Source organism: Streptomyces sp. NPDC107471 (assembly GCF_055582845.1).
Window position 1 is genome coordinate 499232 of the sequence record NZ_JBVJPC010000003.1, and the last position, 14208, is coordinate 513439.

At 72.4% G+C, this 14208-nt stretch carries 13 protein-coding genes; 10 read left to right on the forward strand and 3 right to left on the reverse strand.

The features are described from left to right. Nucleotides 1-59 precede the first annotated feature (59 nt). A complete protein-coding gene (locus ACZ66S_RS11750; protein ID WP_469901324.1) occupies nucleotides 60-650 on the reverse strand; it encodes a helix-turn-helix domain-containing protein in 591 nt (196 codons plus the stop codon). A gap of 170 nt (nucleotides 651-820) precedes the next feature. Between ACZ66S_RS11750 and ACZ66S_RS11755 the strand changes: the two genes are divergently transcribed. Next, on the forward strand, nucleotides 821-2398 hold the full coding sequence (locus tag ACZ66S_RS11755; RefSeq protein ID WP_469901325.1) for an MFS transporter: 1578 nt from the start codon (nucleotides 821-823) through the stop codon (nucleotides 2396-2398). A gap of 382 nt (nucleotides 2399-2780) precedes the next feature. On the opposite strand, the gene ACZ66S_RS11760 is transcribed toward ACZ66S_RS11755, so the two are convergent. After that, nucleotides 2781-3482 (reverse strand): FadR/GntR family transcriptional regulator, encoded by a 702-nt coding sequence (locus ACZ66S_RS11760; RefSeq protein ID WP_469901326.1) that lies wholly within the window; start codon nucleotides 3480-3482, stop codon nucleotides 2781-2783. Nucleotides 3483-3685: 203 nt separating this feature from the next. Between ACZ66S_RS11760 and ACZ66S_RS11765 the strand changes: the two genes are divergently transcribed. From ACZ66S_RS11765 to ACZ66S_RS11800, 8 genes are read left to right on the forward strand one after another with little or no spacing between them, the layout of a single operon-like run. Continuing rightward, nucleotides 3686-4759, forward strand: a complete 1074-nt coding sequence (locus ACZ66S_RS11765; protein ID WP_469901327.1) for a sugar ABC transporter substrate-binding protein — start codon at nucleotides 3686-3688, stop codon at nucleotides 4757-4759. After that, the gene (locus tag ACZ66S_RS11770) at nucleotides 4756-6249 is read left to right on the forward strand and encodes a sugar ABC transporter ATP-binding protein (RefSeq protein WP_469901328.1); all 1494 of its coding nucleotides are present in this window, start codon (nucleotides 4756-4758) and stop codon (nucleotides 6247-6249) included. The genes ACZ66S_RS11765 and ACZ66S_RS11770 overlap by 4 nt, the downstream gene beginning before the upstream one ends. Continuing rightward, the gene (locus tag ACZ66S_RS11775; protein ID WP_469901329.1) at nucleotides 6242-7267 is read left to right on the forward strand and encodes an ABC transporter permease; all 1026 of its coding nucleotides are present in this window, start codon (nucleotides 6242-6244) and stop codon (nucleotides 7265-7267) included. The genes ACZ66S_RS11770 and ACZ66S_RS11775 overlap by 8 nt, the downstream gene beginning before the upstream one ends. Nucleotides 7268-7302: 35 nt before the next feature. Further along, nucleotides 7303-8652 (forward strand): L-fuconate dehydratase, encoded by a 1350-nt coding sequence (locus ACZ66S_RS11780; RefSeq protein WP_469901330.1) that lies wholly within the window; start codon nucleotides 7303-7305, stop codon nucleotides 8650-8652. Then, nucleotides 8649-9404: an SDR family NAD(P)-dependent oxidoreductase gene (locus tag ACZ66S_RS11785; protein WP_469901331.1), complete on the forward strand. Its 756-nt coding sequence runs from the start codon at nucleotides 8649-8651 to the stop codon at nucleotides 9402-9404. The genes ACZ66S_RS11780 and ACZ66S_RS11785 overlap by 4 nt, the downstream gene beginning before the upstream one ends. Continuing rightward, nucleotides 9401-10360 carry an aldo/keto reductase gene (locus ACZ66S_RS11790; RefSeq protein ID WP_469901332.1) on the forward strand — a complete coding sequence of 320 codons (960 nt, stop codon included), beginning with the start codon at nucleotides 9401-9403 and terminating at the stop codon, nucleotides 10358-10360. The genes ACZ66S_RS11785 and ACZ66S_RS11790 overlap by 4 nt, the downstream gene beginning before the upstream one ends. After that, nucleotides 10357-10671 (forward strand): L-rhamnose mutarotase, encoded by a 315-nt coding sequence (locus ACZ66S_RS11795; RefSeq protein ID WP_469901333.1) that lies wholly within the window; start codon nucleotides 10357-10359, stop codon nucleotides 10669-10671. The genes ACZ66S_RS11790 and ACZ66S_RS11795 overlap by 4 nt, the downstream gene beginning before the upstream one ends. After that, nucleotides 10668-11504: an amidohydrolase family protein gene (locus tag ACZ66S_RS11800; RefSeq protein WP_469901334.1), complete on the forward strand. Its 837-nt coding sequence runs from the start codon at nucleotides 10668-10670 to the stop codon at nucleotides 11502-11504. The genes ACZ66S_RS11795 and ACZ66S_RS11800 overlap by 4 nt, the downstream gene beginning before the upstream one ends. Nucleotides 11505-11518: 14 nt before the next feature. Here ACZ66S_RS11800 and ACZ66S_RS11805 read toward each other — a convergent pair whose 3' ends face one another. Beyond that, entirely contained in the window at nucleotides 11519-12940 is a 1422-nt protein-coding gene (locus ACZ66S_RS11805; RefSeq protein ID WP_469901335.1) for a lipase maturation factor family protein, read from the reverse strand. Nucleotides 12941-13073: 133 nt separating this feature from the next. On the opposite strand from ACZ66S_RS11805, the gene ACZ66S_RS11810 reads away from it, so the two are divergent. Continuing rightward, nucleotides 13074-14162 carry a DUF6777 domain-containing protein gene (locus tag ACZ66S_RS11810; protein WP_469901336.1) on the forward strand — a complete coding sequence of 363 codons (1089 nt, stop codon included), beginning with the start codon at nucleotides 13074-13076 and terminating at the stop codon, nucleotides 14160-14162. The last annotated feature ends 46 nt before the right edge of the window (nucleotides 14163-14208 follow it).

The following is a 14208-nucleotide window of genomic DNA, read 5'->3' on the forward strand; positions in this document are numbered from 1 at the left end:
GCTCGGTGCAACCGAACCGACGGGACCGGCTGTTCCCGGTGGAGCGCCTGATTTCCCGCTCACTGCTCCGGGGTGGCGTCGTCGTCGCGCTGATGGCCGCGGCGGGCGTCGCGGTCGAAGATGCCGAGGATCTCGCACGGGCCGCCCTCGGCACCGATCGCGTGCGGCAGCATCGTGGGGAACTCGGCGGCCTGGTTGGTCTCGACGCGGAAGCGGCGATGGCCGAGCAGGAGGACCGCGGTGCCGGACAGGACGACCAGCCATTCGCGCCCCGGGTGGGCACGCATGCGCGCGGGGTTCTCCGGCGGCGGCTCGGTCATCCGCTGGCGTACGACGCTCATGCCGGGGTCCGCCTTCACGGTCCAGCGCATCCGGCCGTGGGCACTGTCGATCATCGGGCTGGACACCACGTCGTCGGTGGCGGTCTCCACGAGCTGATCCAGCGTGGTGTCCAGGGCGCGGGCGAGGGTGACGAGCTGGTCCAGGGCGAGGCGGCGCCGGCCGTTCTCGATACGGCTGAGTGAGGACTGGCTGAGGTGGGCGCGGGAGGCCAGCTCCTCGAGGGACCAGCCCTGCGCCACCCGCAACGCACGGATCCGCTTGCGTACGAGGCTGTCCAGATCGGCGTCTTCTTGCGTCATGGGCAACATCGTATGCCTGTGGTGCAAGGCGGGCTTAGCGTCGGTCGCGGAGGGTTCGGGGCGCCCGGCTGACCTCGCGGCGCCGTGCCGCAGTGCGAGGCGACCGAACCACCCGTCTTCCCCCCGGCGCCCGGCCGCGCTCCGGCGCCGGCTCGCCACGCCCTTCCCGAGAGGAACCCATGAGTACGAACCATCCCGTCCAGGCCGCCGGGACCGACAGCGAGGGCGCGCCCGACCCGCGTCGACTGCGTACGATCCTCGTCGCCGTCTCCCTCGCGCTGATGGCGGTCATCGCCTCGGTGTCCGGGCTGAACGTCGCGCAGACCCACATGGCCCTCGAGTTCGGCGCCTCGCAGACCACGGTCCTGTGGATCATCAACATCTACACCCTCGCCCTGGCGGCGCTCCTGCTGCCGCTCGGTGCCGTCGGCGACCGCCTGGGGCGCAAGCCCGTGCTCGTCGCGGGGCTGGGCACCTTCGGCGCCGCGAACGTGGTCGCCGGCCTGGCCCCGTCCGCCGAGGTGATGCTCGCCGCGCGCGTGGCCGGCGGGGTCGGCGCCGCGATGATCATGCCCATCACCCTCGCCGTCATCACCTCCACCTTCCCCGAGGAGCAGCGTGGGAAGGCGATCGGCGTGTGGACCGGCGTCGCCGGTGGCGGCGGCATCCTGGGCATGTTCCTCTCCGCCCTGCTCGTCGACGTCGCCGACTGGCGCCTGCTGTTCCTCCTGCCGGTGCTCCTCGTCGTCGTGGCCCTGGCCATGACACTGGCGGCGGTGCCCGACTCCCGGGAGAGGTCGGCGCATGCGTTCGACACCGTCGGCGCGCTGCTGTCCACGGTCGCGGTGGTCGGCCTCATCCTCGTCCTGCAGGAGGGCCCCGAACGCGGCTGGACCGCGCCCGTGACGCTGGGCAGCCTCGCCGTCGGCCTTGTCGCCTCCGTCGGCTTCGTGGCCTGGGAGCTGCACCGCCGCGACGCCTCCCTGCTGGACGTCCGTCTGTTCCGGGAGCGCGGCCTGGCCGGCGGCTCGGTCACGCTCCTGGTGGTGTTCGGTGTCCAGGCGGGCGTCGCGGTCGTCCTGTTCCCGTTCTTCCAGGCCGTGCTGGGCTGGTCGGGACTGCTGTCCACGGTCGCGATGATGCCGATGGCCGTGACGATGATGGCGGCCTCCGGCCTGGCGCCCCGGCTTGCCGTCCGGGCCGGCGCCCGCTCGGTCATGGCGTCGGGCATCGCGCTGGCGGCCTGCGGCCTGGCCCTCATGGCCCTGTTCGTCTCCGTCGACGGCGGCTACCTGTCCGTCCTGCCGGGCCTGCTCGCCATGGGCCTCGGCATGGGCCTGTCGATGACCCCGTCCACGGAGGCCATCACCGCCTCCCTGCCACGCGGGAAGCAGGGCGTGGCCTCCGCCCTGAACGACGTCACCCGCGAGTTCGGCACCGCGCTCGGGGTGGCCCTGCTCGGCGCCCTCCTCGCCAACGGCTACCGCCGTGCCGTCGACGGCCGGCTGGACGGCGTACCCCAGGGTGCCGCCGAGACCGCCCGAGCGGGCGTGGCCAACGCCGTCGAGGCGGCGGACGGGGCCGGACCGCACGCGGACGACCTGGTGCGGGCCGCCCAGCAGTCCTTCGTCGAGGGCTGGCAGCAGGCCATGTGGGCAGGCGTCGCGATCATGACCCTCCTGTTCGTCCACATCGTCTTCCGGGGGCCCGAGAGGACGGCGCTCACGGACACCCCGCCGACACAGGTGAGCGGATGACGGGACCAGGACTCCGGGTTCCTGCCCGGCCGCGCCGCCAAGCACCCACCGGGGCACCCGACTGAGCCCCTCCCACCCGCCCGGGCCCCGGACCGCCCCCGCGGCCCGGCGGCTCGCCGCCGTTCAGCGCCTGAGCTGAGCCTTAGGTCCGGTGGCGCGCGCCCTTCGGAGCCTGATCCGAGCCCGCGGTCCGATGGCCCCGCCAAGTCCCGTGCCGAGCCCCGAATCCGAGGGCGCGCCCGCCGCTCAGACCCCTACGCCGCCGAGCCGAAAGTCCGACGGCTTTCCGGCCGCTCAGGCCCGAGCCGAGACCGAAGCCCGGTGACTCGCCCGCCGATCAAACCCCGAGCAGAGCCCCCAAGTCCGATGCCCCACCCGCCCCTCAACCCCCAAGCTGCGCCCGCAGCCACTCCTCCACCTCGCCCACGTGTGCCGCCGCCGCCGCTCTGGCGGCCTCCGGGTCGTGGGCGACCAGGGCGCGGTGGATCGCCGCGTGTTCGCGGCGGGTGCGTTCGAAGGCGCCCTCCTCCTGGTAGCCGCGCCAGACCCGGGCCCGGAAGGTGCGGGAGGACAGGCCCTCCAGGATCGCCGCCATGGTGTCGTTGCCGGCGGCCGCCGCGATCTCGCGGTGGAAGGCCAGGTCGTGGGCGAGGATCTCCTCCGGATCGTCGGTGGCGTTCATCGCCGTGAGGTGTTTCTCGACCTCGGCGAGCTGGTCGGGGGAGATCCGGGCCGCGGCCAGCGCGGTCGCCGTCGACTCCAGGATGCGGCGCACCTCAAGGAGCTCCACCAGCCGCGGCCCCCGGGACAGGTCGGCGACCACCCCGAAGGTCTCCAGCAGGTCGCCGGCCTCCAGTTGGGTGACGTAGATGCCCGAGCCGTGCCGGGCCTCCAGCACCCCCAGGACCGTCAGCGCGCGGATCGCCTCCCGCATCGAACTGCGCGAGATGCCCAGGCGTACCGCCAGATCACGCTCGGTCGGCAGTCGCTGCCCCGGCTCCAGCCTGCCCTCGCCGATCATCGCCTTGATCTGCTCGATGGCGCGCTGGGTCACGGTGCCCTTCTGCGGGGCTGTCTCGTCCACGCCGCTCCTCCGCTCACCGGGTGCCGCTCACCGGGTGCGCCGCAGTCTAGCCATCGATGTGGTCGGACCACTATGGCCTCGGAACGGGAAAATCTACCGTCGGAGGGTATTGCCAAGGGCGAGTGGTCTGATAAGTATGCCGTCATCTGCTCGACCCGTGCACGTTCGACCATGCGAGAACACGCTCAACGAGGAGCCGCCAGATGCCCGGCAGGACAGTGGGGAAGCGGAACAGGATTCGGATCGTCGGCGCGGTGGCCGTGGCCGCGAGCGCCTCGCTCGTGCTCGCCGCGTGCGGCAGCACCAAGGACACCGGCAGCGCCGGCAGCGCGGGAGGCGACGGCACCGGCAAGGTGGGCGTGATCCTGCCGCTGCTGACCTCGCCGTTCTGGCAGTCGTACAACGACTACGTGCCCAAGATGGCCAAGTCCGAGGGCGTGGACACGCTGAAGACGGTCAACTCCAACAGCGATCCCTCCCAGCAGATCACCGACATCAACAACGAGCTCAACCAGGGCGTCAAGGGCCTGGTCGTCGCCCCGCTGGACAGCGCCGCCATCGAGGCCGGCCTCGACCAGGCCGAACGCAAGGGCGTCCCGGTCGTCGCGGTGGACGTGGCCCCCGACAAGGGCAAGGTCGCCATGGTCGTACGCGCGAACAACGTGTCGTACGGCGAGAAGGCCTGCCAGTACCTCGGGAAGCAGATCCCCTCCGGCAAGGTCGTGCAGATCATGGGCGACCTGGCCTCCGTCAACGGACGCGACCGCTCCGAGGCCTTCCGGGCCTGCGTGAAGAAGAACTTCCCGAAGCTCAAGGTGCTGGAGATCCCCGCCAAGTGGGAGTCCGACACGGCGGCCTCGCAGCTCAGCACCCTGCTGAACGCCAACCCCGACATCAAGGGCATCTACATGCAGGCCGGCGGCGTCTACCTCGCACCGACCCTGCAGACCCTCAAGTCGAAGGGGATGCTGAAGACGGCCGGGCAGGCGGGCCACATCACCATCGTCTCCAACGACGGCATCCCGCAGGAGTACGACGCCATCCGCAAGGGCGAGATCGACGCCACCGTCTCCCAGCCGGCCGACCTGTACGCCAAGTACGGCATGTACTACATCAAGGCGGCGATGCAGGGGAAGACCTTCAAGCCCGGCCCGACCGACCACGACTCCACGATCGTCAAGCTGTCGAGCGGCATCCTGGAGGACCAGCTCCCCGCACCCCTGGTCACCAAGGACAACGTCGACGACCCCGAGCTGTGGGGCAACACCGTCAAATGAGCACCCCACTGGTTGAAGCCCAGGGGGTCGTCAAGCGGTACGGCCCCACGACCGCCCTCGCCGACGGCCGCCTCACCGTCCTGCCCGGCGAGTCCCACGCGCTCGTCGGCCGCAACGGCGCGGGCAAGTCCACCCTCGTCACCCTCCTCACCGGCCTCCAGGCCCCCGACGAGGGCACCGTCCGCTTCGACGGCGAGCCCGCGCCCCCGCTCGGTGACCGCGACGCCTGGCGCGCCAAGGTCGCCTGCGTCTACCAGAAGCCCACGGTCGTACCGGAGTTGACGGTCGCCGAGAACCTCTACATCAACCGGCAGCCGCTCCGGCGCGGGTTCATCAGTTGGCGCGCCCTGCGGAAGGAGGCCGCCGAACTCCTCGACACCTGGGACGTGCGCGTCGACCCGGAGGCGCGCACCGCCGACCTCAAGGTCGAGGACCGCCAAATGGTGGAGATCGCCCGGGCGTTGAGCTTCGGCGCCCGCTTCATCGTCCTCGACGAGCCGACCGCGCAGCTCGACAAGCGGGAGATCGAGCGGCTGTTCAGCAGGATGCGCGCGCTCCAGGACTCCGGGGTCACCTTCCTGTTCATCTCGCACCACCTCCAGGAGGTGTACGAGGTGTGCCAGACGGTGACCGTCCTGCGGGACGCCCGCTGGATCACCACGGCCCCGGTCGCCGACATGCCCCGGGCGGCCCTGATCGAGGCCATGGCCGGCGAGACCGTCAGCGAACAGCAGGTACGGCCCAGGCAGGTGGAGCGGAGCGCGCCCGTCCTGCTCGACGTCCGCGGCCTCACCTCCGGCGCCTACCAGGACGTCGACCTCACCGTGCGCCGCGGTGAGGTCGTCGGACTCGCCGGCATCAGCGGCAGCGGCAAGACCGAGCTCGCCGAGTCCTTCACCGGACTGCACACCCCGGCGAGCGGCACGGCCCTGCTCGACGGCAGCCCGCTGCCGTTCGGCGACGTACGGGCCAGCCTGAAGGCGGGCGTCGGTTTCGTGCCCCGCGACCGGCACGCCCAGGGCCTGGTCTTCGGCATGACCATCGGCGACAACGCCACCCTCAGCGTCCTGGACCGGCTCGGCCGCCGCGGCTTCGTCGGCACCGACCGCAAGCGGGGCTTCGCCACCGAGCTGATCGACCGCCTCGACATCCACACCGAGGGCCCCGACCAGCCCGTCTCCGACCTCTCCGGCGGCAACGCGCAGAAGGTCGTCATGGCCCGCGCCCTGGCCTCGGACCCCCGCCTGCTGGTCCTCATCAACCCCACCGCGGGCGTCGACGTGAAGTCGAAGGAGTCCCTGCTCTCCCGCGTGGACACCGCCCGCGAGGACGGCACCGCGGTCCTCGTCGTCTCCGACGAACTCGACGACCTGCGCCGCTGCGACCGCGTCCTCGTCCTCTTCCACGGCCGCGTGGTCGCCGAGCACCCGGCCGGCTGGCGCGACCACGAGCTGATCGCCTCCATCGAAGGAGTGGACCACCATGGCTGACACCCAGGCTCCGCCCGTGAAGCAGGTACGGGTGCCCGAGACACGGGCGGCCCGGACGGTCCTGCTGCGCCGGGCCCGCGAACTCGCCCTCGTGCCCGCCCTGTTGCTGCTCATGGTGCTCGGCGCGTTCGTCAACGACTCGTTCCTCACCGAGCGCAACCTCATCTCCATCCTGGGCGCCTCGGCGGCCCTCGCGATGGTCGTGCTGGCCGAGTCGCTCGTCCTGATCACCGGCAAGTTCGACCTCTCCCTGGAGTCGGTCGTCGGCATCGCGCCCGCCGTCGGAGCCCTGCTCGTCCTGCCCGCCGCCCAGTCCGGCTGGGGCACCGAACTCCCGGCCGCCCTCGCCCTGTTGGCGGTCCTGGTGGTCGGTGCGGCGGTCGGCGCCTTCAACGGCGTCCTGGTCGTGAAGTTCAAGCTCAACGCGTTCATCGTGACGCTCGCGATGCTGATCGTGCTGCGCGGACTGCTCGTCGGCGCGACCAAGGGCAAGACCCTCTTCGGCATGCCGGACAGCTTCTACTCCCTGGCGACGACGACCTTCCTGAACATCCCGATGTCCGTGTGGCTCGCCGCCGTCGCCTTCGCCGTCACCGGCCTCGTCCTGAAGTACCACCGCATCGGCCGCTCCCTGTACGCCATCGGCGGCAACGCCGACGCGGCCCGCGCCGCCGGCATCCGCGTCGAGCGCGTGATGCTCGGCGTGTTCGTCGTCGCGGGTGTCCTCGCCTCCGTCGGCGGCATCATGCAGACCGGCTACGTCGGCGCGATCAGCGCCAACCAGGGCCAGAACATGATCTTCACCGTGTTCGCGGCCGCGGTGATCGGCGGCATCAGCCTCGACGGCGGCAAGGGCACCATGTTCGGCGCCCTGACCGGCGTACTCCTGCTGGGCGTCGTACAGAACCTGCTCACGCTCGCCCAGGTGCCGTCCTTCTGGATCCAGGCCATCTACGGCGGAATCATCCTGGTCGCCCTCATGATCGCCCGTGTGACGACGGGACGCGCGCAGGACTGAGCCCGCCCGCCCCGTCACCTACCGAAAGGCCTTCCGTGTCCTCGACGCCCGCCCGCATCAGCGCGGTAGACACCTACGACATCCGCTTCCCCACCTCGCGCGAGCTCGACGGCTCCGACGCGATGAACCCGGACCCCGACTACTCGGCGGCCTACGTCGTGCTGCGCACGGACGCGGCCGACGGGCACGAGGGGCACGGCTTCACCTTCACCATCGGGCGGGGCAACGAGGTCCAGGTCGCCGCGATCGAGGCGCTGCGCGGACACGTGGTGGGACGGTCCGTGGACGAACTGTGCGCGGACCCGGGGACGCTCAACCGCGACCTGATCGGCGACAGCCAACTGCGCTGGCTGGGCCCCGAGAAGGGCGTGATGCACATGGCGATCGGCGCGGTCGTCAACGCCGTCTGGGACCTGGCCGCCAAACGCGCCCGGAAGCCGCTGTGGCAGCTCCTGGCCGACGCCGAGCCCGAATGGCTGGTCCGGCAGGTCGACTTCCGCTACCTCACCGACGCCCTCACGCCGCAGGAGGCCCTGGACCTGCTGCGCCGGGGCCGGGAGGGCGCCACCGAACGCGCCTCGAAGCTCCTCGCCACCGGCTACCCCGCCTACACCACCTCCGCCGGCTGGCTCGGCTACGACGACGAGAAGCTCACCCGGCTCGCCGCCGAGGCCGTCGCCGACGGCTTCCGGCAGATCAAGCTGAAGGTCGGCGCGGACCTGGAGGACGACATACGGCGCTGCCGCGTCGCCCGCCAGGTCGTCGGCCCCGGCATCCGCATGGCGATCGACGCCAACCAGCGCTGGGACGTCGACGAGGCGATCCGCTGGACGGAGGCGCTCGCCGAGTTCGACCCGTACTGGATCGAGGAGCCCACCAGCCCCGACGACATCCTCGGCCACGCGGCGATCCGCGAGGCGGTCGCCCCGGTGAAGGTCGCCACCGGCGAGCACGTCCAGAACCGGGTCGTCTTCAAGCAACTCCTCCAGGCGGGCGCCCTCGACGTGGTCCAGATCGACGCGGCCCGTGTCGGCGGAGTCAACGAGAACCTCGCCATCCTGCTCCTCGCGGCCAAGTTCGGCGTACCGGTCTGCCCGCACGCCGGCGGGGTCGGCCTGTGCGAACTCGTCCAGCACCTCTCGATGTTCGACTACGTGGCCCTCACCGGCACGACCGAGAACCGGGTCATCGAGTACGTCGACCATCTGCACGACCACTTCCTCGATCCCGTGGTGATCACGGACGGCCACTACACGGCACCCACCGCGCCGGGCTTCTCGGCCGCGATGCGCCCGGAGTCCATCGCGCGGTACACGTTCCCGGGCGGCGCCTTCTGGGCAGAAGACCTCGCCGACGACACACAGAAGAAGGGGCAGGCGGCATGAGCGACTTCGAGGGTCTGAGGGCCCTGGTGACCGGCGGCGCCTCCGGCATCGGCCGGGCCACCGCGGAACTCCTCGCCGCACGCGGCGCCCGGGTCGCCGTCCTCGACCTGGACCCCTCGTCCGTGGCGAAGCCGCTGCTCGCCTACCGGGCCGACGTCACCGACGACGCCTCGGTGCGGACGGCCGTCGCCGCGGCCGCCGCCGACCTCGGCGGACTCGACGTGCTGGTCAACAACGCGGGCATCGGCGCCCAGGGCACGGTCGCCGACAACGACGACGAGGAGTGGCACCGCGTCCTCGACGTCAACGTCGTCGGCATGGTCAGGGTGGCCCGCGCCGCCCTGCCCCACCTGCGCGAGTCCTCCCACGCGGCGATCGTGAACACCTCCTCGATCGCGGCCACCGCGGGCCTCCCGCAGCGGGCCCTGTACAGCGCGACCAAGGGCGCGGTCCACTCCCTGACCCTCGCCATGGCCGCCGACCACGTCCGCGAGGGCATCCGCGTCAACTGCGTCAACCCCGGTACGGCGGACACCCCGTGGATCGGCCGCCTCCTCGCCAAGGCCCCCGACCCGGCCGCCGAACGGGCCGCGCTGGAGGCCCGCCAGCCCACCGGCCGGCTCGTGTCGGCCGACGAGGTCGCGGGCGCCATCGCCTACCTGGCGAGCCCGCTCTCCGGCGCCACCACCGGCACCTCCCTCGCCGTCGACGGCGGCATGCAGGGCCTGCGTCTGAGGCCGGTGGGCCGGTGAGGACGCACACCCTGGGCGGCAGCGGTGTCCCGGTCAGCGAACTGGCCTTCGGCGGCGCCGTCATCGGCAACCTCTACACCGAGGTGACCGACGAGCAGGCCCACGAGGCGGTGACGGCCGCCTGGGAACGCGGCATCCGCTACTTCGACACCGCCCCGCACTACGGACTGGGCCTGTCGGAACGCAGGCTGGGGGAGGCCCTGCGGGCCTACCCGCGCGCGGAGTTCACGCTCTCCACGAAGGTCGGCCGCCGCCTGGAGCCCACCCGGGCCGACGGCGACGACCTCGCCCACGGCTTCGCCGTCCCCGCCGGCCACCGCCGCGTGTGGGACTTCTCGGCGGACGGCGTACGACGCACCCTGGAGGCGAGCCTCGAACGGCTCGGCTTGGACCGGGTGGACGTCGTCTACCTCCACGACCCCGACGACCACGCCGAACAGGCCTTCCACGAGGGCTATCCGGCGCTGGAGAAGTTGCGCTCGGAGGGCGTGGTCGGCGCGATCGGCGCCGGGATGAACCAGACGGAGATGCTCACCCGCTTCGTCCGGGACACCGACGTGGACGCGGTGCTGTGCGCCGGACGCCACACCCTGCTCGACCGGAGCGCCCTCACGGACCTGCTGCCCGCCGCCGAGGAACGGGGCGTGTCCGTCGTGATCGGCGGTGCCTTCAACTCCGGCCTGCTGGCGGATCCGCGGCCCGGGGCGACGTACAACTACGCCGAAGCACCGGATGAGTTGCTGGAGCGGGCCCTGCGGCTGAAGGCGCTGGCCGAACGGCACGGCATCAGCCTGCGCGCCGCCGCCCTCGCCTTCTGCGCGGCCCACCCCGCTGTCGCGAGCGTCCTGGTGGGGGCCCGCTCGGCGGCCGAGGTCCATGACAGCGCCGACCAGTTCGCCACCGCGGTACCCGCCGCCTTCTGGCAGGAACTGCGGGACACCGAGGAGCCCGCATGAGAGTCGCCCTGCACACCAAGGTCCGCGCCGACCGCGTCGCCGAGTACGACGCCGCCCACCGCGAGGTCCCCGTCCAGCTCACCGACGCGATCCGGGCCGCCGGGGCCACCTCCTGGACGGTCTGGCGCAGCGGCACCGACCTCTTCCACGTCCTGGAGTGCGAGGACTACGCCCGTCTCCTCGCCGAACTGGAGCAGCTCCCGGTGAACGTCGCCTGGCAGGCCCGCATGGCCGACCTCCTCGACGTGGTGCACGACTACTCGGGCGCGGGCGCCGGCGCGGGTCTGCCCGTCGTGTGGGAGCTGCCGTGACGGTGGTGGACGCGCACCACCACGTGTGGGACCTGTCGGTGCGGGACCAGGACTGGATCGCCCCGGACAGTCCGCTGCGCCGGGACTTCACGACGGCGGACCTTGTTCCGCAGGCCGCCGCTGCCGGGGTCGACCGAACGGTCCTCGTCCAGACGGTCACCGTGCCCGAGGAGACCCCGGAGTTCCTGGCCCTGGCCGCGGAGCACGAGCTGATCGCGGGAGTGGTCGGCTGGACGGACCTGACCCGGCCGGACGTCGCCGGCGAACTCGCCCGCCTCCGCGACCTCCCGGGCGGCGCCCACCTGAAGGGCGTCCGCCACCAGGTCCAGGGCGAGCCGGACCCCGAGTGGCTGCTGCGGGCGGACGTACGCCGGGGCCTCGCCGCGGTGGCCGAGGCGGGCCTGGCGTACGACCTGATCGTCCTCCCGCACCATCTGCCCGCCTGCGTCAAGGCCGCCGAAGCGCTCCCGCAACTCACCTTCGTCCTGGACCACTTGGGCAAGCCGCCGATCGCCTCCGGCGCCCTGTCACCCTGGTCCGCCGACGTCCGCGCACTGGCCGCCCTCCCCAACACCGTCTGCAAGCTCTCCGGCATGGTGACGGAGGCCGACCTCGCCACCTGGACCCCCGACGACCTCCGCCCGTACGCGGACACCGTCCTGGACGCCTTCGGCCCGGCCCGCGTGATGTTCGGCTCGGACTGGCCGGTGTGCACCCTGGGGGCGACCTACGCCGAGACGGTGTCCGTGACCAGGGAGCTCACCGCGGGCCTCGACGCGTCCGAGCGCGCCGACGTCTTCGGCGGCACGGCAGTCCGCACCTACGGCCTCTGACCCCGCGGGGCGTGTCAGGTCTGCCGGGCCGGCTGCGCCAGCCGGGTGGGCGGCAGGAACTCCCGCACATAGGCCCGCTCCCAGCACGCCCCCGTCTCCCGCAGCTCCCGCCACGTCGTGTACCGGTACCGGAAGAAGCGGGCGCGGACGTACCGGGGCGGGTGGTCCGCCGGGAAGGGGGAGCGGCGCAGCAGCCTCAGCGTGGCGGGGTCGTTCTCCAGGAGCCGTTCGACCAGGGTGCCGAACCACGCCCCGGCGTAGGCGGGGGACAGCGCGGCGAACCACATCATCCAGTCCAGGCGCAGATGGTAGGGCGCGAACTGGCGCGGCCAGTGGCGAGGATCGCCCGGCTTGCCCCTGAACTCGTACTCCCGCCACTCCGAGTCCCTGCGCGGTACGTCGTCCGCGGTGCCCTCAACCACCACCTCGTAGCGGATCCGGCTGACGCTGCCGAACGCGCCGTAGGTGTTGACGAGGTGGAGCGGGTCGAAGGAGCGGTTCATGATCTGGCTCCGGGAGATCATGTTGCGGACCGGGTGGTAGCTCAGGGTCAGCAGGAGCGCGGCGACGGCGAGGACCGTCACCTCGTACCAGAGCGGGGTGGCGGGCAGGTCCGGTGCCTTGCCGCGGAGTTCCAGCGCAGGCACCGCCAGCACGATCGTGATCCAGTTCAGCCAGGCGAAGTTGCCGGAGAGCACCAGCCAGAGCTGGGTCACGATCATCAGGGACGCGGCCGCCGTGGCGATCGGCTGCGGGGTGAACAGCAGGAAGGGCACAACGAGTTGGGTGAGGTGGTTCGCGGCGACCTCGACCCGGTGCACCGGCTTCGGCAGATGGTGGAAGAACCAGCTCAGCGGACCCGGCATCGGCTGGGTCTCGTGGTGGTGGTCCAGGCAGGTGAGCTTCCGCCAGCAGGCGTCGCCGCGCATCTTGATCAGTCCCGCGCCGAACTCGACCCGGAACAGGACCCAGCGCAGCAGGAACAGCACCACCACCGGCGGGGCCACCTCGTCGTTGCCGAGGAACACCGCGAGGAAGCCGACCTCCAGCAGCAGGGACTCCCAGCCGAAGCCGTACCAGGTCTGGCCCACGTTGACGACGGACAGGTACAGCAGCCACGGCACCAGCCACAGCAGCATCCCGCCCCACAGCGGCAGCCGGGAGTCGAGGCCCGCCGCCAGCGCGACGGCCACCGCGCAGCCCGTCCACGCGGACAGCGCGAAGAACCGGTCCGAGTAGTGGAGTTGGAACAGGCTCGGCGCCCGTCGGAACGGCACGCGTGCCACGAAACGCGGGACCGGCAGCATGCCGCGCTCCCCGAGCAGCGGCCGGAACTGCAGGGCCGCCGTCAGGAACGCGACGAAGTACAGCCCCGCCAGAGCCCGCTGGAAGACCAGCCGGCTCAGCCAGTAGTCGGGTGCGGTGAACCAGTCCACGGCCGTGCTCTCCTGCCTCCATTGTCCAGCCGGACCCTGAGTGACTCTCCGTGTACCTCCCTTCCGCTTGCGTAACCCAAGTGAGTGAAGCAGACAATGGGGACGAACTGCACGGGACGGACGGGAGAGCGCGGTGCGGACACCCACCAGGGCCCTGGCCACGGCGTGTGTGCTGGCGGCGGCCCTCCTCGTCGCGGGCTGCGGCCGCGACGAGCGCACCGGCGAGGCGACCGGCGCCCTCCTGCTGGAGCCGGCGGCGGCCCGGGGACCGAACCCCTTCACCCCCTCCGCGGCGACCGCGCCGCCTCCCCTCACCCGGACGCCCCCACGGGCGGCGACCGCCCCGCGGACCGTCTCCGGCGGCACACCCGGCCTGTACGGCGGCACCGAGCGCGTCGCTAGCTGCGACGTGGAACAGCAGATCGACGACCTGACCGCCGACCGGCCGCGCACGCGCGCGTTCGCCCGGGTCGCCGCAGTCACCCCGGCCGCGGTCGCGGACCACCTGCGCGCACTCGCGCCCGTCGTCCTGCGCGCCGACACCCGGGTCACCGACCACGGCTACCGCGACGGCCGGGCGAGCGGCTTCCAGTCCGTCCTCCAGGCGGGCACCGCCGTCCTCGTCGACGACCGGGGCGTCCCCCGCGTCCGCTGCGCCGGCGGCAGCCCCCTGGCGCCGCCGGCGGCCCTGCGGGGCGGCACGGTCGTGCGGGGGCGGCCGTGGCCCGGATACCGGCCCGACCAGGTCGTCGAGGTGACCCCCAGCGCACAGGTCGTCACCGACCTCACGATCATCGACCTCGTCGACCACTCCTGGATCGAACGCCGGATCGACCACGACTGCCGGCGCGACCACGTCATCCCCCCGGCGGAACCGGAGCCCCTGCCACCCACGGTCCTCCCGAGCGACAGCGCCGCCCCGCAGGCACCCCTCGCCACCCACCGCCCGGGACCCACGCCGTCCGCGCCCGACTGCGTCCCCGGGCAGCCGTACGACGAGAGCTGCGCGGCCCCCACCCTGCCGCCCGCGCTCCCCGTGGTCCCCCCGGACGACACCCGTACGACCGCCCCGGCGGCCCCGGCGGCCCCCGACACCGAGATCGGCCCCGAGACCGTCCCGGACACGCCCGACCTGCCCGACGGCGGCGGGCTCATCCCCGACGATCCCGCGGACCCGACCGGCACCACTGCCGACGACCCCGCCGGAACCGTCGGTGCCTGACGGTCGCCGACGGCGCCGGGGGGAACTCGCGTGATCCCGCCGTTGC